The following is a 19,373-nucleotide window of genomic DNA, read 5'->3' on the forward strand; positions in this document are numbered from 1 at the left end:
GCAGACCCTCACGACGCGCTCACGATCGGGCGTCCACGAGGTCGGCGTACAGGGCGAGGTGTGCCGCAGCGATCTCCTCGCGCTGCCGGCGGCGCGCGACCGGGCCGACGGGGGTGGCGGGTCGCCCGCGGTGGGCCTGGTGGACGGCCTCCTCGAGGCTCGCCGGGTCGAAGTCGTCCTCGGTGTGGGTGTAGCTCATCACGGGCGCCTGGTCGGCGTAGTAGCCGCACGTCGGGGCGATGACCGCGGTCCCGACGTCGCGGCACGCCTCCAGCCACCCCGAATGCGTGCCGAAGCGGTAGGGCAGCACGGAGACATCGAGACCGCACAGGTAGTCCCACAGCTCGTCGTCGGAGTAGTAGTCGTGGACCTGCAGCGTGATCTGTTCGCGGGCGGCGGCCTCCCGCAGGACGCGGGCCAGGCTGGCGCGGCGTCCCTCGGTCGCGGCCATCACGTCGGTGTGGGCGTTGACGACGAGCTCGCCGCCCGGGATCGCGTCCACCGCGCGGATCAGCGTCGGCAGCAGTCGCTCGGGGTCCATCGACTCGCGCAGGCTCTTGACGTGCAGCCCCACCCGGAACGCCCGGGCAGGTGTGCCCGCGCGACGCTGCGCCTCCCGCATCGCCTGGGCTGCGCGCATGCGGGCGAACGGGACGACGTGCGGGTGCGGGACCACGAGCGCCGTACGCCCCCAGCGGCGCTCGATCTCGGCTGCCGCCCCGGTCGTCAGGGTCACCAGCGCGTCGGCGGCGGGCACGAGCACGTCGAGCTGGCGGTCATGGAGCTCGCGGTCGCGGTGGTGCGGGTTGCGCAGGTCGTGGGCGGTGTAGACGAGGGACTTGCCGCGACCCTGGATCGTGCGCACCAGCTCCGCGAGGTCCTCGGGGTCGCGGGCGTCGAAGCCGAAGTGGAGGTGGAAGACGTCGTAGTCGGCCTCGGCGGCCCAGCGCGGGTCCAGCATCACCGGCGGCCACCACCGCTGGTCCGCCGCGCGGTCCTCACTTCCGGGCACAGGCGGGTCGGGGAGCCGACGTACGCCGGGAGGGCCGGGGGGCTCGACCGGGTCGAGGTGGCGCACGTAGACGTGACCGGCCGGGACCGACGCGACGGTGATGGTGCGGTGCGACTGCGGCCGGGCGACTTCGGCGATGCTCATCTCGGCGGTTCTCCTGCGGCTTCGTGGGTACTGCTGTGCGCGGTACCCCCGCTGTCATCCGGCATGCCCCTGGACGCGCACCTCCAGATCCCTCGCCCGGCTCACCGAGGACGACCCTCGACTCGACGAACCGCATGAGGTGGGGACCGGCGGGCACAGAACACTCATGGCACTGCATGCACTCGTCCTCAACTGCACCCTGAAGAAGTCGCCGGCGGAGTCGAGCGCGGAGCTCCTGGGTCGCCAGGTGCTCGACGCGCTGGCCGAGCACGACGTGACCGGCACGATGGAGCGGGTGGTCGACCACCCCGTCGCCTTCGGGGTGAGCACCGACGAGGGCGACGGCGACGCGTGGCCGCAGTTGCGGGAGCAGATGCTGGCTGCCGACATCCTCGTGCTCGCCACCCCGATCTGGCTGGGGCAGCCGTCCGGTGTGCAAGATGGTGCTCGAGCGACTCGATGCCGAGCTCGGAGAGACCGACGACCAGGGGCGGATGCTGACCTTCGGCAAGGTGGCCGGCATCGCCGTCGTCGGCAACGAGGACGGCGCACACCACGTCGTCGCCGAGCTGTCGCAGGCGCTGTCCGACACCGGCTTCACGATCCCGGCCAATGGCTCGACTTACTGGGTCGGCGAAGCCATGCAGGGCGTCGACTTCAAGGACAAGCAGCCGACGCCGGAGAAGACGGCGCAGACGACCAGCACGCTAGCCGCCAACGCCGCCCATCTCGCCCGGCTGTTGAAGGACGCGCCCTACCCGCCGTCCTGAGGCCGCGAGGCGCTGCGGCTCAGTGGTTGCGCAGCGCCTCGATGAGCTCGTCCTTCTTCATCTTCGAGCGCCCGTCGATGCCGATCTCGCCGGCGCGCTTGCGCAAGTCGTCGACCGTCCAGTCGTCGTACGAACCGGACGTGCCCCCGCGCTTGCCCACGTCGGAGCGGGAGCTGTTGGCGGCCGAGTTCGCGATGCGGGCGGCCTTCTCCTTGCTCGCACCGTCGTCGCGCAGACCCTCGTAGACCTTCTTGTCCTTCACGCTCGGACCCGGGTCGCGGCTGCTCTTCTTGCTGGCCATGACGTCTCCTCTCGTCGACTTCACCAGCGGCGCTGGCTCACCCCTGCTCCGTACCCGGCTCCGGTGCGGTCAGTCGCGCCATCTCCAGGACCGTCGCCGCGAGGTCGCCGGTCTCCGCGACGCGGGCACGCTGCCAGTCCGCGCCGGTGCCGCGGTCGCGCAGCTCCGCCAGTCCCTTCTCGACCCGGGCGGTGTCGCCCGCGGCGTCCAGCGCTTCACTCACGTAGTCGACCAGGGTGGAGACCACCTCGCTCGCCGGCCGGGGACGGTGCTCGACCGGGTCGAGGAGGTCACCGGAGAGACCGAAGCGGCCCGCCTGCCAGCTCGAAAGCCGCAGCAGGGAGATCGGAGCGTCCGGCGAGGCAGTGCCGGCGCGCCACTCGCGGGCGGCGGTCTCGACGAGTCCGCGACTCAGCGCGGCGATGAGGATGGTGTCGTGCACGTCGAGGCATACGTCGGCAATCCGGATCTCCACCGTCGGGTACTGCTGGGCGAGGCGTACGTCGTTGTAGACCATGCCCTCGTCCAGCAGCACCCCGGTGGCCAGCAGCTGGTCGAGGTGCCGACGGTGCCCCTCGACGCTGCCGTAGACCGCCGTGGGGCCGCTGGTGGGCCAACGTCCGATCAACTGGGAGCGGTAGCTCGCATAGCGTGAGTCCTGGCCCTGCCAGAAGGGCGAGTTCGCGCTGAGGGCCAGCAGCACGGGCAGCCAGCTGCGGATCCGGTCGACGACCGCGATCGCCTCCTCCTCGGACTCGATGGCCACGTGGACATGGCAGCCGCAGCTGAGCTGCTCGGCCACCGTGAGTCCGAACCGGTCGGCCATCTGCTCGTAGCGCGAACCCTGGGCTGGCTGCGGCTCGACCGGCAGCGGCGAGGTACCGCTGGCCAGCACGAGCGAGCCGGTCTCGGCGGCGGCGAGGCGGGCACGCTCGCGCCACAGACGCAGATCCGCCTCGATCCGCCCGAGGTCCTCCTCGGGTGCGGTGTCGGTCTCGACCTGCTGCTCCTGCAGTTCCGGCCCGAGCCCGCCGGACGGCTCCGCGCTCTCCTCACCGGTGATGCCCCGGGCCTTCGCGACGCGCAGCACCTCGCTGGCGACAGAGCTCGCGTCGCCCGTGGAAGCGTCGACGAGCAACAGCTCCTCCTCGACGCCGACCGTGCGCGGTCGTGCGATCTGACTCATGCGGGACCTCTTCTTCGTGTGACAGCGGGCCGGGAGGGGTAGGCGGAACCGGTCCGACCTCGACAAGGAGCGTCCCCACCCGATGTGCCGTCTACTCGGTTATGTTTCCGATCGTCCCCGTGCTGTCGCCGACCTGCTGGGCGAGGACGGCGTCGAGTCCTTCACCTCCCTGACAGCGGTCCACGCCGACGGCTGGGGCATGGCGTGGCGTGACGAGGACGCCGAGGCCACCCGCACCGCGACCTCACCGCGCACCGCCGCGACCGACGACGAATACCAGCGGCTCGTGCGGCAACCCCTCGCCGCCGCCGGGCTGGTACACCTGCGCTGGGCGACCGGCGGTCTGCCCGTGCGACCGGAGAACACCCACCCGTTCTTCGAGGACGGTTACGCGTTCGCCCACAACGGGCACGTGTCGCCGATCTCGCGGATCGAGGCGCTGCTGACCCGCGAGAGCCGATCCGCGTTGATCGGAGACACCGACAGCGAGCGCTACTTCCGGTTCGTGCTGCAGTGCATGCGCGAGGACGACAATGAGGTCGGCGGCTTCACCCGCGCCCTCGGCACGATGATCCAGCGCTTCCCGCACTCGAGCCTGAACGCGTTGATGCTGACGCCGGAGCGGATGTATGCGATCCACATCAACTCGAAGGCGGACTCACCCCTGCGTGCGCTGCGCGAGCTCTTCGACGATGAGGACGACATCCCCGACCGGCACACCGACGAGTACTTCGCGATGGACTACCGGGTCACCGACGACAGCATCCAGATCGTGTCGAGCGGTCTCGATGAGCCGGGCTGGGATCCCGTGCCCGCCGACACCGCCGTGATGATCGACCTGGGCACCCGTGAGGTGACCCGGCTGGACCCGATCATCTCGATGGCCGACTGACCCGCGGTTCAGGCGCTCTGGTCCCACCGCAGCAGGGCGGCTACCGGGCCGTCGACGTCGTGCGGGAGCGCCCGCACCGCAGCATCGGTGCTCACCGCCGCCGCGACCAGCAGGAGGTCGGTCCGCACGGGGCCGTCCAGCGCCGGCAGCGGCAGGCCGGGGTGCTGGCCCGGGTCCACGTCGTGCTCGCGGAGCGCGTCGGGGTCGAGCAGCAGGGTCTCGACCTGTCCGCGGACCAGACAGTCCAGGACCGTCGGCACGTCGTCGGCGATCGCTTGGCCCTGGCCGCGACGCTCCTGCACGGTCGCCACCAGTTGCTGGCGACGCTCCTCCAGGTGCTGCTCGGCCACGGTCTGCAACTCGGTGAGGAGCGCCTCTTCGCCGCCGTCGGTGCTCGACTCGCCTGCCCGGTCGAGCTCGATCACCTCTGCCGCGCTCTCGAGCGCCGAGACAACCTCGCCCCGGGACTCGGGGCTGCCGGCCACCACGACCAGCCGACGGCCGGCGCGCACCTGCGAGAGTGCGAGGTCGGCGAGCTCGCGGGCGTTGTCACGCCAGACGTCCTCGGAGGTCTGCTGCATGCGCCGGTGGGCGAGGGCGCCGCTGCGCACCTTCTGCGCGTACTGCTCCTCACCGTCGAACTGCTCGACGTCGGTCAGGTCCAGGGTGCGGGAGTCGTACGTCGTGACACTGCCGCCGGTGTGCTCGACGGAGACCAGCACCAGAGACGTCGCGTCGGCCGCGGCCGCCAGGACGGGGAACAGGTCCGGCAACGGCGCCCAGGTCGCCTGCCCCTGGGTGCGCATCGCGTGCACCTCGTCGCACAGGACGGACCCGTCGGCACCGACCACGACGTAGCGCGACCGCGGCGAGGGACCCTCGGTCGGGTCGGCCAGTGCCTGCGCCACCGCGTCACGGACTCCTTCGGGTGCGCCCTGCTCTTGCAGCGCGTCGACGCACTCGCGGACGCGCAGCTGACGCTCGTGCTCCCCCGTCTCGGTCTCGGTGCTCACGTCCACGAGGACGGTCGCGAACGGTCCGGCGGCCTGCAGGATGTCCTTGAAGTCGCTCATGTCCGAGGCGTACCCGACCCCCGTGGCCCCATGCGTCAGCCGAGCTGAATCGTCTGACCTCGCTCGACCTTGCGGACCTCGGTGGGCAGGCCGGCGTCGGCGGCGCGGTCGAGGAAGTCCTGCAGCGGCGAGACGAAGACGCCGTAGTCGTCGTAGTGGACTGGCACGGCGTGGCGCGGACGCACCCGGCTCAGGAAGTCCACGCCCTGCTCGGCGTCCATCGTGACGGTGTGGAACAGGACGCGGGTGCCGCCCAGGTGGACGATCGCCAGGTCGAGGTCGGGATGCCGCTCGGCGATCTGGGAGACGTGGTCGCCGGTCAGGGTGTCGCCGCTGATGTAGACACGGCGCTGCACCTCGCCGCCCACGCGGTGCTCGAGCACCGAGCCCATCACGGGAGGCAGCAGCGCACCCAGCACGCCCCGGGCGTGGATCCCCGGCACCGCCTCGACGACGAGCTCCTCGTCGCCCTTGGTCAGCCGCACCTGCTCCCAGTCGCGCAGCCCCTCGGCCTCGAAGCCCCACTGGGAGAGCTTGCGGGCAGCCGCAGGCGTGGTGAGGACCGGCTGCTCACGGGCGAGCTCGCGGCGCGCGATGCGATCGAAGTGGTCGCCGTGCAGGTGGGACAGCACGATCGCGTCGAGCGGCGGGAGGTCACCGGGCTGCAGCGCCGGCTCGGTCAGGCGTTTGGACCACAGCCCCTTGCCGAGGTAGGCGCGCTGGCCCTTGTGCAGGAAGTTCGGGTCGGTCAGCAGCGTGAACGCCCCGAGCCGCAACAGCGTGGTCGCCGTACCCCCGAACGTGAGCGAGCTCGGTGTGGCCGTCGTCATCGCTGCCTCAGCTGTCGAGGAGCTGGGTGCCGATGCCAGCGAGCGCGGAGAGCGCGAAGGTCCGGGACACACCGTTGGTCGGGCCGGGGGCGAACCGCCGCCCGAGGGTCAGGGCCGCGCCGAAGTAGAAGGACAGACACCACGGGCAGTGGACGAGGTAGGACACCTTCGACTTCGCTGGCGGCCCGTGCTTGTCGACGACGGCGTCGCGGGCCGGCTCGGTGATCTTGTCGTCACGGATCAGCTTGACGAGACGGTACGTCGCCAGCGCGTCGACGACGAGGTCGGCGAGGGCGTCCGTGCGAGATGCGCGCATGCGGTTCCTTCCGGGGTGGCGGGGTCAGCCCGGGAGGTACCCCGCGTCGTCGGTCACAACCGTGGGCACCGCTACGGTGGGATCCCACGACCTCAGGAGGCAGCATGGTCAGCAGGATCATCGTCGGTGTGGACGGCAGCGAGACCGCAGCGGCTGCCGCCCGGAAGGCCGCCGGCCTGGCCGCGGCGACCGGTGCGGAGCTCGACGTGGCGGTCGCCTACGGCAAGCTCGAGGTCGAGCGCATCGACGCCGGTGGCGAGGAGTTCTTCTTCTCCAACGAGAACGAGGCCCAGACCCTCGCCACCGAGGTCGCGCGCACGCTGCGTGGCGAGTTCGACGGGCTCACCGTCAACCCGCGTGCCATCGGCGGCAAGCCGGCCGAGGCGCTGGTCGACGCCGCGCGCGACCACGGAGCCGACCTGATCGTCGTCGGCAACAAGCGCGTGCAGGGACTGGCGCGCGTGCTGGGCAGCATCGCAGCCGACGTGGCGCGCCACGCCGACTGCGACGTCTACATCGCCCACACGCACTGAGCCGGAGCCCCCGCCGGCTCCCGCCCGTCAGCGCAGGTAGATCGACGTCGTCGCGCTCCGCCCGGACGCGAGACCGGTGAGGACGATCTCGTAGTAGTTGCCCCGCAGCGCCGGGCGGGTGCGCAGCTGTGCGGTCACCCGGCCGGCCTTCGTGGCCCGCACGACGGTCGTGGCGCGCACCGTGCGCTTGCCGTAGACCCGCAGCTGCACGCGCACCCGCTCCTGGGCGACGAACTTCGCGCCGACGACCTTCACCCGGGCACCCGCCGGCCGGCGGGCCGGCGCCGTGACGCGCACCTTCGGATGGACGACGTACACGTGCTTGTGCTCGGCCGACTTCAGTGCACTCGAGCCCACCGCGTCCAGGCGCCAGGCACGCGCCTTCAGGGTGGGAGGCACGCGGAAGGTGCCGACGATCGCGCCGGTGAGGTCGGCCTTTGTGGTCACTACGCGGTGCTGGCCCAGGCGCAGCACGACCGTGCCGAGGGGCTCGAAGTCCTGGCCGACGTAGCGCACCCGGGTGCCCTGCGCAGCGGTGGCGATCGCGCGCCCATCGGGACGCCTGAGGTCGAGCCGCGCTGCCTTCGCCTCGTCATAGACCGCCGCGGTGACGACCGTCGGGGCGTTGCGCAGCGGGTCGCACGACAACGTGTAGGAGCGGAAGTCGGTCGTGCCTGCCGCGTTGCCGGTGATCTTCACCTCCAGCGACCGCGGCTTCCACGCCTTGAACCCCGACCGGCCGTAGACGTGGCTGGTGTCCTCGAGCTCGCCGATCGCCAGTTGCGGACCGAAGCTGGCTGTGTCACTGGTGCGCACGCTCTGCAAGGTGCCGGTGTCGTCACCGGCGGCGAACCGGAACGTCTTCGTCACGCGGACCGTGTCGAGCTGCAGCACGCCGCCGGGCCAGTCGATCGGCGTACCTACGTCGACGCGGACGACGTGGTTGAGGTCGCGGGCGGAGACCGGAGTCTCCACCGTGAGCGTCAGCGCGGTCGTCCACGGGAACCGGTCACCGATGCGCTCGTCGTCCTGGTCGCGCAGCTCGCAGCTGGGGAACGTCACCGACGCGGTCTTCGTGACCGCCTCCGGCGCCGGCGCCACGGCCGTCGCCGTACTTCCGATGCCCACCAGCGTGGCGCTCACCAGCGCCGTACTGATCGCTGCTGCGCGCACGCGCATACCGCTCCCCCGCTCTCGTGCCCCGCCCGCATGTCCCCCGTGGACACACCGCGATGACGGGCGGACCGGATCCTACTCAGATGTGGCGGAGAGGATCGGAAGATCAGCCTTCGTAGCGCACCGGGTTGCCGGCCGCGACCCGCTCGCGCTGCGGGACGACGGTGTACTTCGGGTCCCGCGCCGAGGCCAGACCGGCCTCGAAGACACCGAGGCGGGTGCTGAGCGAGCCGGCCATCAGCGCCGCGCCGCTGAGCACCGACAGCGCCCGCGAGCGCCGACCGAGCACTGCTCCTGCGGCACCGGCGATCGTGAGCACCTTGGCCGCCTTCATCCATTTGCCGGCGGTGCCGGTGTGCAGCGTCTCGGCGGAGAGCCCCATGGACTCCTCCATCTTGTGCTCCACCACGAGCTCCACGAGCGCGCCGCCGACGGCGAACGCCCGAGCCGGCCCGGCCTCGTGCAGGGGTGCGCCGATCAGCCCGAGGCCGCCCGAGGCTGCCGCTGCCGAGCCGCAGAAGACGTACGGCAGCTCCTTGTAGGCGTCGTGCCACGCCGGCGTCGCGGTGTCGGAGAGCAGGACCGCGGTGTACGCCGCAACCGGAGGCGCGGTCGCGGCGGCGACGATCCCGGCGGGCCGGCTGAGCTTCAGGGCCAGCCCCAACGGACCGCGCTGCCACCGCTGCGGCAGCACGCGCAGCACCTCGCCGACCGAGGCGAGACCGGCGAACGGGCCGTGCAGCGCCAGCAGCCAGGTGCCGACGGACATCGGTGAGGTCAGCTTCACCACGCGCATCATGTTGAGGAAGCGCGAGGGCCGGCCGAGGTCGTGGATGAGGAAGAAGACGCTGGACAGCAGGCCGACCAGCGAGCCGGCGCGCGCGACGCGGCTCAGCCCGGGACGACCGGTCAGCTCGGCGCCCGTGCCGAGGATCGCGCTGCCGGCTGCCACGCCTCCGGTGAACAGGTAGTAGGCGATGTCGTGCTCCCACGGAGCCGGCTTGACGATCTGCCGGCCGTAGTAGGACTCGAACTCCGCCTCCGGGACCATGCTGTCGCGCGCGGGCGACCCGCGGTGCTTGCCCTCGCGCTCGCCCTGCTGGTGTCCCTCCCGCTGCTTCGCGCTCATCGCTTGCGCCCCAGGAACGACACGACCCCACCGGCAAGCAGTGCGAGCGCGGCCATGCCGGCCCTGTTGAACATCGCCGGCAGGTCCTTGGTGGTGACGACCGGGTCCGGCGGGAGGCCGTAGACCTCGGGCTCGTCGAGCAGCAGGAAGAACGCACCCGTCCCGCCGACGCCGTCCTCCGGGTCGTTGCCATAGAGCCGCGCGTCCATCACGCCCTGCTCGTGCAGGCGCGCGACCCGGTCGTTGGCCGTCTGCCGCAGCTCCTCGACGTCACCGAAGAGGATCGACTCGGTGGGACACGCCTTGGCGCACGCGGGGACCTGGTCCTCGGTGAGCCGGTCGTAGCAGAGCGTGCACTTCTGGGCGATGCCGATGTTGTCGGCACCGTCGGGTCCCTTGCGGCGGTCGATGACGCCGTACGGACACGCCGCCACGCAGTAGCCACAGCCGTTGCAGATCTCGTCCTGCACCACGACCGTGCCGAACTCGCTGCGGAACAACGACCCCGTGGGACACACGTCGAGGCAGGCAGCGTGGGTGCAGTGCTTGCAGACGTCGGACGACATCAGCCAGCGGAAGTCCATGTCCTCGGCCGAGCCCGCCACCTCGGTCTGCTGGGTCACCGCGTCGACCGCGACCCCACCCGGACCCATCGACGGCATCCCGAGGTCGACCGGCGGCTTGGCCGGCCGCTCGACGAACGCGACATGGCGCCACTGGTTCGCGTTCAGGGAGTGGCTGTTGTCGTAGGAGGTGCCGAGCATCTCGAAGAGGTTCTCCGGGACGTCGTTCCACTCCTTGCACGCCACCTCGCAGGCCTTGCAACCGATGCACACGCTGGTGTCGGTGAAGAAGCCCTTGCGCTTGGGGTGGTCGTCGTACCCGGCATCGGCGGCCGGGTCCACCGGCCCGAAGAGACTGTTGCGCCCGATCACTCCTGGCTCGTCCCCTTCCCGGTCTCGTCGTGCACGTCGTGGGTCGGCTGGCGCGCCGAGGAGCTGGTCACGATCGGTGGGTACTCGTCGTCGTTGACCCCGGCGCGGAGCCGGTAGTCGGCGATGAACCGCCGCAGCTCGACCCCCGTGGGGCGGCGACCGGGCAGCACGTCGCAGGTGCCGACCTTGCTCTCCTGGATCAGCACGTTGGGGTCGAGCGTGATCCCGAAGAGATCGTTGGCGGAGTCACCGGTCACCATGCCGCCCGTGCCCCAGTGGTAGGGCAGCCACACCTGGTGGACCGTGCGACCCTCGACCCGCAGCGGTCGCAGCCGTTCGGTGATCAGCACCCGACCCTCCACCGCCGACCGCGCCGTCACCACGTGACACCAGCCGAGGTGCTCCAGGCCCTGCAGCTCGGCGAGCTGGGGCGAGACCTCGACGAACATTTCCGGCTGCAGCTCGGCGAGGTGCTCGAGGTAGCGGCTCATCCCGCCGGCGGTGTGGTGCTCGGTGAGCCGGCTGGTCGTGAAGATGAACGGGAACACGTCGCCGTGCTCCTCCGGCGGCGACGGGTTCATCGGGTTGTCGTCGCGGCGGTACTCCTTGCGGGTCGGGTTGGACTGCTGCCCGTAGAGGGGGTTGCGGAACGGTGACTCGACCGGCTCGTAGTGGGTCGGCATCGGTCCGTCGATCAGGCCCTGCGGCACATAGAGCGCACCCTTCCCGTCACCTTGCATGATGAACGGGTCGATCCCCTCGATCGCGTCGGTGCCCTCGGCGCCCTCCGGGGTGCGATAGGACGGGGGCTTCGTCTTCTGGAAGTCGGGCACGTCGAGACCGGTCCACTCCTGGGCCTCCTCGTCCCACCAGACGTACTTCTTCCGCTCGCTCCAGGGCCTGCCCTCGGGGTCGGCGGAGGCACGGTTGTAGAGCATCCGCCGGTTGGCGGGCCACGCCCAGCCCCACTCGGGGGCGACGTAGGACTGCTCGGATCCCGGCTTGCGCCGGTGGGCCTGGTTGACGCCGTCGGCGAACACCCCGGTGTAGATCCAGCAGCCGCCGAGCGTGGAGCCGTCGTCCTTCATCTCGGTGAACGCCGACAACGGGCGCTTGGACTCGATCTCGTAGCCGTTGATCTCCATGAGCACCTGCTCGGCGCTGGGCTCGCCCCATCCGTCGAGCTCGGCCTCGTCGTGGGTGTCGTAGTCCCAGGCGAGGTCGAGCAGCGGGCGGTCGCGCTCATCGGTGGAGCCCTCCAACCGCTCACGCAGCAGCCGGCCCAGGTGGTAGAAGAACCACAGCTCCGAGCGGGCGTCGCCGGGTGGGTTCACGGCCTTCTCGCGCCACTGGAGCATGCGCTGCGTCTGGGTGAAGGTGCCCTCCTTCTCGGCGTACGACGCCGCCGGGAAGAGGAACACCTCGGTGCGGCACTCCTCGGGCACGATCTCGCCGGTCTCGACCTCCGGGGAGTCCTTCCAGAAGCTCGCGCTCTCGATCTCGAACAGGTCGCGCACGACCAGCCAGTCGAGGTTGGCCATCCCGAGTCGTTGGGCGCGGCCGTGGGCCGAGCCGACGGCCGGGTTCTGGCCGAGCAGGAAGTAGCCCTTGACCTTGCCGTCGATCATGTCGAGCACGGACCGGTAGGTGCCGTGGTCGCCGGTGATGCGCGGCAGGTAGTCGAAGCAGTAGTCGTTGTCGGCGGTGGCGGCGTCACCCCAGTAGGCCTTGAGCAGGTTGACGGCGTACGCGCCCGCGTTGGCCCAGAACCCCTTCGACCCCGGCTTGCGGATCGAGTCGACCCAGTCCTGCAAGGTCTCGTGGTCGTCGGGGGTCGGCATCGGCAGGTAGCCGGGCAGCAGGTTGAACAGCGTCGGGATATCGGTCGAGCCCTGGATGCTGGCGTGACCGCGCAGCGCCATGATGCCGCCACCGGGACGACCCATGTTGCCCAGCAGCAGCTGCAGGATCGAGCCGGTGCGGATGTATTGCACGCCGACGCTGTGCTGGGTCCAGCCGACGCTGTAGACCAGCGCAGTGGTGCGCTCGCGGTTGGAGTTCTCCACCCAGGCGCGGCAGACGTCCAGGAACGCTTCCTGCGAGATCCCGCAGGTCTGCTCCACCATCTCCGGGGTGTAGCGCGAGAAGTGCCGCTTCAGCACCTGGTAGACGCAGCGCGGGTCCTGCAGCGTCTCGTCGCGGCGCGGGTGGCTGCCCACCTGTTGCCCGTGAGTCTCGTGCTGCAGCGCGTTGGCGGTCTCGCGGTCCTGCTCGGACTCCTCGGAGGTCTCCTGCTGGGCATCGCCGAGCTCGGCGTCGGAGTCCTCCACGTCGTACTGCCAGCTCGTCGGGTCGTAGGTCCGGGTCTCCGGGTCGAACCCGGAGAACAGCCCGTCCAGGTCGTCGGTGTCCTGGAAGTCCTCGCTGACCAGGTGGCTGGCGTTGGTGTAGTTGACGACGTACTCGCGGAAGTCGAGCTCGTTCTGCAGCACGTAGTTGACGATGCCGCCGAGGAACGCGATGTCGGTGCCGACGCGGATCGGGACGAACGTGTCCGCGATCGCGCTCGTGCGCGTGAAGCGCGGGTCGACGTGGATCACCCGGGCGCCACGCTTCTTGGCCTCCACCACCCACTGGAAGCCCACGGGGTGGGCCTCGGCCATGTTGGAGCCCTGGATGATGATGCAGTCAGCGTTGGCCAGGTCCTGCTGGAAGGTCGTGGCGCCGCCGCGTCCGAAGCTGGTCCCCAGACCGGGGACGGTGGCGGAGTGTCAAATACGGGCCTGGTTCTCGATCTGTATCGCGCCCATCGCCGTGAAGAGCTTCTTGATGAGGTAGTTCTCCTCGTTGTCCAAGGTCGCTCCGCCCAGGCTGGCGATGCCCATGGTGCGGCGGACCTTGCGGCCCTTCTCGTCGTGCTCCTGCCAGGTCTCCTTGCGCGTCTTCATCACGCGGTCGGCGACCATCTCCATGGCGGTCGAGAGGTCGAGGTCCTCCCACTCGGTGCTGTAGGGGCGGCGGTAGCGGACCGTGGTCTCCCGCAGCTCGCTGGTCACGAGGTTCTTGCTCGCCGAGCCCTTCGGGCACAGTCGCCCGCGGTTGACGGGTGAGTCGGGGTCGCCCTCGATCTGCACGATCTGCTCGTCCTTGACGAAGATCTTCTGCGCGCAGCCCACCGCGCAGTAGGGGCAGACGCTGTTGGCGACCCGGTCGGCGGTGGCCGTCCGCGGGGTGATCTCGTCGGTCCGCTTGGACCGCGCCGCGGAGCCGCGACCGAGGAAGTCCTTGCCGGTGAGCTGACGCAGCACGGGCCACGGCAACAACGAACGCCTGGTCATCGACCACCTCCGGGTTGGCTGGAGTCGACCGTATCCGGTTTGCGGTCCTTTGGCACCCGGGTGATGAACGTCAGCAGCACCGAGGCGACGGCGACGGCACCGATGACGGTGTAGGCCAGCGTGTAGGCCTCGTCGCTGCCGATGAGGCTCGAGGCCACGATCGGCCCGACGACGCCGCCGAGGCTCCAGCCGATGAGCATCAGGCCGTAGATGGCGCCGGCGTTGCGGACGCCGAAGAAGTCGCCCGCGGTCGCTGGCATGGTGCCGAAGCCACCGCCGTAGCAGAGGTAGATGACCGAGGCGAGCACGACGAAGAGCACCGCGTTGCTGGCGTGGGGCAGGACGATCAGGCACACGCCCTGCAGCCCGAGGATCAGTGCGAAGGTCGGCATCCGACCGATGTAGTCGGAGATCGTCGCCCACACGATCCGGCCGGCACCGTTGAAGACGGCGAGGACGCCGACCACGGTGGCCGCACCGGCAGCGCTGAAGCCGGCGATGTCGGTCGCGCTCGCGGCGGCCTGCGAGATCAGGGCGATGCCGGCACCGACGCTGAGCGTGAGGATGGCGGTGAGGAGATACCACTGCGGTGTCCGCAGCGCCTCGCCCTGGGTGTAGTCCTTGCCGGCGGTCCCGCTCTCCCCGCCGCCTGAGTCGTGGCCTGGGACGGTGTAGCCCTCCGGCGGGTTGCGGAAGAACGACGCACCGATGAGCGACATGATCAGGTAGGCGATGCCCAACGGGAGGAACGCGTTGGCCGGGTCGTCGGGGTTGCGGTCGATCAGCCACTGCGCGACCGGCGAGGTTGCCACGGCGCCGAAGCCGAACCCGCCGACGGCCAGTCCGGTGATGAGGCCGGTCTTGTCGGGGAACCACTTCTGCAGCATCGCGATCGGGACGATGTAGGCCAGTCCGAGACCGAAGCCGCTGATGACGCCGTACCCGAGGATCACCAGCCAGTAGGTGTCGGCGCTGTTGGCGAAGGAGGCGAGGATGATGCCGGCGGAGTAGACGACGCCGCCGATGATCGCCACGGTGCGGGGTCCGCGCAGGTCCTGCAGCCGGCCGCCGAGGTAGGTGCCGACGAAGATCATCCCGATCGTCACCGTGAACGGCAACGAGGACTGCAGCTTCGACACCTCGAAGTTGTCGGCCTCCTCGAACGCGCCTCCGAAGACCGACCACGCGTAGACCGCACCGATCGAGAACTGCAGCAGGAGGGCGGCAGCGACCAGCAACCAACGGAAGCGACCCGGCGTGACGTCGTTGTCTGCCATGCGGGGGCCCTACCCAGGCGGATGCCGGGTCATGCGCCCGCGCTGTGACTCAGCGCACGACGATGGCGTGCTCGCCGCGCTGGACCACCTCGCCGACGACCGGGTAGCCCGGGATCTCCCCGACCACCAGCAACCCTCCGGAGGTCTGGGCATCCGCGAGCAGGACGAGCTCGTCCTCGCTGACGGCGCTGTCGAGGTCGGGCTGCACCCAGTCGAGGTTGCGCCGGCTGCCGCCGGGGACGAAGCCCTCGGCGAACGACCTGCGGGCCCCTTCGACGTACGGCACCGCGGCGGCGTCGATCACCGCGGTCGTGCCGGAGGCGCGCATCATCTTGCGGAGGTGGCCCAGCAGCCCGAATCCGGTGATGTCGGTGGCGGCACGCAGCCCGAGCGCCACCGCCTGCTCGCTGGCCTCGCGGTTGAGGGTGGTCATCACGGCGACCGCCTCCGCGAACCACTCACCGGTCGCCTTGTGCCGGTTGTTGAGGATGCCGACGCCGATCGGCTTGGTGAGGGTGAGCGGAGTGCCGGGCTCGGCGGCGTCGTTGCGCAGGAGCTTGTCGGGGTGGGCCAGGCCGGTGACGGCGACGCCGTACTTCGGCTCGGGGTCGTCGATGCTGTGGCCGCCGGCGAGGTAGGCGCCCGCCGCCGCGCACACCTCTCCCCCGCCACGCAGCACCTCGGCGGCGAGCTCGAAGGGGATCTTGTCGCGCGGCCAGCCGAGCAGGTTGACGCCGACGATCGGCGTACCGCCCATGGCATAGACGTCCGACAGCGCGTTGGTGGCGGCGATGCGACCCCACTCGAAGGCGTCATCGACGACCGGGGTGAAGAAGTCGGCGGTGGCGATGACGGCCTGGTCGCCCGAGATGCGTACGGCGGCCGCGTCGTCGCCGTGGTCGAGTCCGACGAGCAGGTCACCGCCCGCCAGGCTGTTGGGCAGACCGGCCAGCACCGCCTCGAGCTCCCCCGGCGGGACCTTGCAGGCACACCCGCCACCGGCGGCGAACTGGGTCAGGCGAACGCGCTCGTCGGTCGTCATGTGCCCGAGGGTACGGTGACGGCGGAGGCGTACCTCGTCTGGTGACGGGCGCGGTCCTCAAAACCGTAGGGGGGCAGTAGCTGTCCCCGGCGGGTTCGATTCCCGTCCGCCTCCGCCAGGTCTTCTGGGGCGTTTGGGCGGCCCTCCCCCGGGGCATCGACTCCGAGCCCTCAGCAGCGGAGCAGTCACCGGATGCTCAGCATCCCGCGCAGACGGGGATCGTCATGGTCGCCGCGTTCATCATCCTCCTGGCCCTGCTGCCGCCACGGTGATCCTCCACGTGGTCGTCCCGCGGCTCGACCGAGGACCCCGGCACACCACGCGACGCCACTGACCTCGGGGACCCGCCTGCTGGCTAGCATGCTGCGGGTGGAGGATCCTCGACGACACGTGCCCCGCACCGACGAGGTCCTGGCCGATCCGCGCCTGGTCGGGGCAGCCGACCGGCTGGGGCCGGGGCTGGTGAAGCAGGTGGTCCTCGAGGCGCTCGCCCGGTGCCGCACGGGCGAGCTGTCGCCCGGCGAGGTCGCCGACGCCGCGGTGGCCGGGTTGCCGTCGGCGGCGACGACGCTGCGGTCGGTCATCAACGCCACGGGCGTCGTGGTCCACACGAACCTGGGCCGCGCCCCGCTCTCGTCCGCTGCGGTCGACGCCATGACCATCGCGGCCGGCGCGACCGACGTCGAGCTCTCGCTCGCCACCGGACGCCGGGACCGTCGTGGTCGCGGCACACTCGCAGCCCTGGCGGCCGCGGTGCCGGCTGCGGGCGGCGTACACGTGGTCAACAACGGCGCCGCGGCCCTCGGCCTGGTGACGCTCGCACTCGCGGCAGGTCGCGAGGTCGTGGTCGCCCGCGGCGAGATGGTCGAGATCGGCGACGGCTTCCGCATCCCCGAGCTGCTGGAGTCGATCGGCGCGCGGCTCGTCGAGGTCGGCACCACCAACCGCGTGCGGCTGGCCGACTACGAGGCGGCGTTGAGCGAGCGGACGGCGTTCGTCCTCAAGGTCCACCCGTCCAACTTCGTCGTGGAGGGCTTCACCGCGGCCGTGGGCGTGCGCGAGCTCGCCGGGCTGCCCGTGCCGGTCGTCGTCGACATCGGGTCCGGTCTGCTCCGTCCCCATCCGCGGCTGCCGCAGGAGCCGGACGCCGACTCGGCGCTGCGTGCCGGGGCGACGATCGTGACCGCATCGGGCGACAAGCTGCTCGGGGGCCCGCAGGCGGGGCTGCTGCTCGGCGACGCCGAGCTCGTCGAGCGACTGCGCCGCCACCCGTTCGCCCGCGCCCTGCGCGTCGACAAGCTGACGCTCGCTGCGTTGGAGGCGACGCTCACCGGTCCGACACCGCCGGTCGCGGCTGCGCTGGCCCGCATGCCCGACGACCTGCTGGCTCGTGCGCAGCGGATCGTCGAGGAGCTGGCGACGGTCCCCGGCCTGGCGGTCGAGGCCGTCGTGACGGCGGGAGCGGTCGGCGGTGGCGGCGCTCCCGGCGTCGAGCTGCCCAGCGCCGCGGTGTCGTTGCCCGCGGGGTTGGCAGAGCCGCTGCGCACCGGTGACCGGCCGGTGGTGGGACGCGTGCACGACGGTCGCCTCCTGCTCGACCTGCTCGCCGTGGACCCCGCGGACGACCCGGTGCTGGTGGAGGCCGTACGCCGATGCACGTGATCGCCACCGCAGGACACGTCGACCACGGCAAGTCCACGCTGGTCAAGGCGCTGACGGGCGCCGAGCCCGACCGGCTCGAGGAGGAGCGGCGCCGCGGCCTGTCGATCGAGCTCGGCTACGTCTGGACGACGCTGCCGGAGGCCGGCGAGGTGGCGTTCGTCGACGTACCGGGTCACGAGAAGTTCCTGCGCACGATGCTCGCCGGCGTCGGTCCGGTGCCGGCGGTGCTCTTGGTCGTCGCCGCCGACGACCCGTGGATGCCGCAGGCCGCCGAGCACCTCGCCGCCCTCGACGCCCTCGGCGTCTCCCACGGCGTGGTCGCCGTGACGCGCTCCGACCTCGCCGATCCAGCTCCGATGCTGGCGCGCGCCCGGGAGGAGGTCGCACGCACCTCGTTGCGGCACGCGCAGGTGCTGGCCGTGAGCGCCGCGACCGGTGCGGGACTGGACGAGCTGCGCACGGCGTTGGCGGCGCTGCTGGGACGGATGCCGGCACAGGACCCCGGCACCGATGTCCGCATCTGGGCCGACCGCGCCTTCCACGCCCGCGGTGCAGGCACCGTCGTCACCGGGACGCTGCCCGCCGGGACCGTGCGGGTCGGGGACCGGTTGGCGACGGGTGACGGGACTGTCCGGGTCCGGGGCGTGCAGGCGCTCGGCACCCAGCGCGATCAGGTATCCGGAGTCGCTCGGGTCGCGCTCAACGTCGTCGCCGACGACAAGGTCGAGATCGAGCGGGACACCGTGCTCGTCACCCCGGACGCGTGGCACTTCACCACCTCGGTCGACGTCCGGGTCGTGGGCGACGGCGCGCTGCCGGAGCACCCGGTCCTGCACATCGGCGCGACCTCGATGCAGGTGCGCGCACGGCGCTTCGACGACGCGCACGCCCGGCTGACCCTGGATCGCGCCCTGCCCCTGCGCATCGGTGACCGCGCCCTCCTGCGCGACCCCGGCACCCGCGAGCTGTGGGGCGTCCGCGTCCTCGACCCGTCGCCCCCGGCGCTTCGTCGCCGGGGAGCGAGTGCCCGACGAGCACAGGTGCTCGCCGACCTCGACGACCGACCCAGCCTCGCCTCCGAGCTCGAGCGGCGCGGCGTCGCACCGGCCGACCTGCTGCGGCGGATCGGCGTACCGGTGCCTGCGGAAGCCGACGAGTGGTTGGTCGGTGACCGTGCGCGCAGGCTGATCGCCGAGCGGATGGTGGCGGTCGTGAAGGCGTACGACGACCAGCACCCGCTCGAGCCGGGGATGGCGCTGCCCGCCCTGGCGCGTGCCCTGCGGCTCCCCTCGCCCGAGCTCGTCGGGCGGCTCATGCCGCAGGAGCTCCGCCTCGAGCAGGGCCGGGTGACCGCAACCGCGCCGCGGATCGGGTTGCCGGACGCGATCGAGCGCGGCGTCGCTGCCGTCGAGACGGACCTGGCCCAGGAACCCTTCGCCGCCCCCACCGCGGACCGCTTGCGCGAGCTCGGCCTGCACCACAAGGCGATCGCCGTCGCCGCACGCGCCGGTCGGCTGCTCGATCTCGGGGACGGCATCGTGCTGCTCCCCGACGCAGCGAGTCGTGCGGCCGCGTGGTTGAGCGAAATCCCCCAGCCCTTCACGACCAGCGAGGCGCGTCAGCGACTGGGCACCAGCCGCCGGGTCGCGCTCCCCCTGCTCGCACACCTCGACCGCGCCGGGCTCACCACGCGGCACGCCGACGATCGCCGCAGCACAACCGGTCATCGAGTAGCCGGAGGCGCCTGAGCTCGCGAA

17 protein-coding genes, 1 tRNA gene and 2 pseudogenes are annotated in these 19,373 nt (G+C 71.3%); 7 read left to right on the top strand and 13 right to left on the bottom strand.

Going from position 1 to position 19,373, the window contains the following annotated elements:
* Positions 1-19 precede the first annotated feature (19 nt).
* A complete protein-coding gene (locus J2S59_RS18935; protein WP_306825399.1) occupies positions 20-1,156 on the bottom strand; it encodes a glycosyltransferase family protein in 1,137 nt (378 codons plus the stop codon).
* A 166-nt stretch (positions 1,157-1,322) separates the two neighbouring features.
* Here J2S59_RS18935 and J2S59_RS20400 point away from each other — a divergent pair.
* Positions 1,323-1,532 (top strand): annotated as a pseudogene (locus J2S59_RS20400) (NADPH-dependent oxidoreductase); the annotation flags it as partial.
* Positions 1,533-1,596: 64 nt separating this feature from the next.
* Positions 1,597-1,926, top strand: coding sequence for a hypothetical protein (locus J2S59_RS20405; RefSeq protein WP_246360146.1), 330 nt, complete (start codon positions 1,597-1,599; stop codon positions 1,924-1,926).
* Positions 1,927-1,945: 19 nt separating this feature from the next.
* Here J2S59_RS20405 and J2S59_RS18945 read toward each other — a convergent pair whose 3' ends face one another.
* Both J2S59_RS18945 and J2S59_RS18950 read right to left on the bottom strand, forming a co-directional pair.
* Positions 1,946-2,227: a DUF7218 family protein gene (locus J2S59_RS18945; RefSeq protein ID WP_068117976.1), complete on the bottom strand. Its 282-nt coding sequence runs from the start codon at positions 2,225-2,227 to the stop codon at positions 1,946-1,948.
* Between the two features lie 37 nt (positions 2,228-2,264).
* On the bottom strand, positions 2,265-3,413 hold the full coding sequence (locus J2S59_RS18950) for a carboxylate-amine ligase (RefSeq protein ID WP_068117973.1): 1,149 nt from the start codon (positions 3,411-3,413) through the stop codon (positions 2,265-2,267).
* An 82-nt stretch (positions 3,414-3,495) separates the two neighbouring features.
* Between J2S59_RS18950 and J2S59_RS18955 the strand changes: the two genes are divergently transcribed.
* Positions 3,496-4,305, top strand: a complete 810-nt coding sequence (locus tag J2S59_RS18955) for a class II glutamine amidotransferase (RefSeq protein ID WP_068117969.1) — start codon at positions 3,496-3,498, stop codon at positions 4,303-4,305.
* 8 nt (positions 4,306-4,313) lie between these two features.
* On the opposite strand, the gene J2S59_RS18960 is transcribed toward J2S59_RS18955, so the two are convergent.
* Genes J2S59_RS18960 through J2S59_RS18970 form a run of 3 tightly spaced genes read right to left on the bottom strand, consistent with a single transcriptional unit; the run spans position 4,314 to position 6,524 of the window.
* Positions 4,314-5,378: a baeRF2 domain-containing protein gene (locus J2S59_RS18960; RefSeq protein ID WP_068117966.1), complete on the bottom strand. Its 1,065-nt coding sequence runs from the start codon at positions 5,376-5,378 to the stop codon at positions 4,314-4,316.
* Positions 5,379-5,413: 35 nt separating this feature from the next.
* The gene (locus J2S59_RS18965; protein WP_068117963.1) at positions 5,414-6,208 is read right to left on the bottom strand and encodes an MBL fold metallo-hydrolase; all 795 of its coding nucleotides are present in this window, start codon (positions 6,206-6,208) and stop codon (positions 5,414-5,416) included.
* 7 nt (positions 6,209-6,215) lie between these two features.
* Positions 6,216-6,524 carry a DUF1360 domain-containing protein gene (locus J2S59_RS18970; RefSeq protein WP_068117961.1) on the bottom strand — a complete coding sequence of 103 codons (309 nt, stop codon included), beginning with the start codon at positions 6,522-6,524 and terminating at the stop codon, positions 6,216-6,218.
* Between the two features lie 104 nt (positions 6,525-6,628).
* Between J2S59_RS18970 and J2S59_RS18975 the strand changes: the two genes are divergently transcribed.
* Positions 6,629-7,057, top strand: a complete 429-nt coding sequence (locus J2S59_RS18975) for a universal stress protein (protein ID WP_068117958.1) — start codon at positions 6,629-6,631, stop codon at positions 7,055-7,057.
* A gap of 27 nt (positions 7,058-7,084) precedes the next feature.
* Here J2S59_RS18975 and J2S59_RS18980 read toward each other — a convergent pair whose 3' ends face one another.
* The 7 genes and pseudogenes from J2S59_RS18980 to selD all read right to left on the bottom strand — a co-directional run bounded on the left by J2S59_RS18980 (position 7,085) and on the right by selD (position 15,954).
* Positions 7,085-8,230: a hypothetical protein gene (locus J2S59_RS18980; RefSeq protein WP_181641596.1), complete on the bottom strand. Its 1,146-nt coding sequence runs from the start codon at positions 8,228-8,230 to the stop codon at positions 7,085-7,087.
* A gap of 109 nt (positions 8,231-8,339) precedes the next feature.
* Positions 8,340-9,362, bottom strand: a complete 1,023-nt coding sequence (gene nrfD, locus J2S59_RS18985) for an NrfD/PsrC family molybdoenzyme membrane anchor subunit (RefSeq protein WP_220138321.1) — start codon at positions 9,360-9,362, stop codon at positions 8,340-8,342.
* Entirely contained in the window at positions 9,359-10,297 is a 939-nt protein-coding gene (locus J2S59_RS18990; RefSeq protein ID WP_068117951.1) for a 4Fe-4S dicluster domain-containing protein, read from the bottom strand. Before J2S59_RS18990 ends, nrfD begins: the two co-directional genes overlap by 4 nt.
* Positions 10,294-13,056, bottom strand: a pseudogene (gene fdh / locus J2S59_RS18995) (formate dehydrogenase); the annotation flags it as partial. The pseudogene fdh and the gene J2S59_RS18990, both read right to left, overlap by 4 nt.
* 12 nt (positions 13,057-13,068) lie before the next feature.
* The gene (locus J2S59_RS20465; protein WP_068117945.1) at positions 13,069-13,635 is read right to left on the bottom strand and encodes a dehydrogenase; all 567 of its coding nucleotides are present in this window, start codon (positions 13,633-13,635) and stop codon (positions 13,069-13,071) included.
* Entirely contained in the window at positions 13,632-14,912 is a 1,281-nt protein-coding gene (locus J2S59_RS19000) for an L-lactate MFS transporter (RefSeq protein WP_068117942.1), read from the bottom strand. The genes J2S59_RS20465 and J2S59_RS19000 overlap by 4 nt, the downstream gene beginning before the upstream one ends.
* A 49-nt stretch (positions 14,913-14,961) precedes the next feature.
* On the bottom strand, positions 14,962-15,954 hold the full coding sequence (gene selD / locus J2S59_RS19005; RefSeq protein ID WP_068117939.1) for a selenide, water dikinase SelD: 993 nt from the start codon (positions 15,952-15,954) through the stop codon (positions 14,962-14,964).
* A 23-nt stretch (positions 15,955-15,977) separates the two neighbouring features.
* On the opposite strand from selD, the gene J2S59_RS19010 reads away from it, so the two are divergent.
* From J2S59_RS19010 to selB, 3 genes are all read left to right on the top strand, one after another.
* Positions 15,978-16,072, top strand: a tRNA-Sec gene (locus tag J2S59_RS19010).
* A 272-nt stretch (positions 16,073-16,344) separates the two neighbouring features.
* The gene (gene selA / locus J2S59_RS19015; protein ID WP_306825400.1) at positions 16,345-17,616 is read left to right on the top strand and encodes an L-seryl-tRNA(Sec) selenium transferase; all 1,272 of its coding nucleotides are present in this window, start codon (positions 16,345-16,347) and stop codon (positions 17,614-17,616) included.
* Positions 17,613-19,364, top strand: a complete 1,752-nt coding sequence (selB, locus tag J2S59_RS19020; RefSeq protein WP_220138472.1) for a selenocysteine-specific translation elongation factor — start codon at positions 17,613-17,615, stop codon at positions 19,362-19,364. The genes selA and selB overlap by 4 nt, the downstream gene beginning before the upstream one ends.
* Positions 19,365-19,373: the final 9 nt, after the last annotated feature.

The organism is Nocardioides massiliensis (assembly GCF_030811215.1).
Classification (GTDB): Bacteria; Actinomycetota; Actinomycetes; order Propionibacteriales; family Nocardioidaceae; genus Nocardioides_A; species Nocardioides_A massiliensis.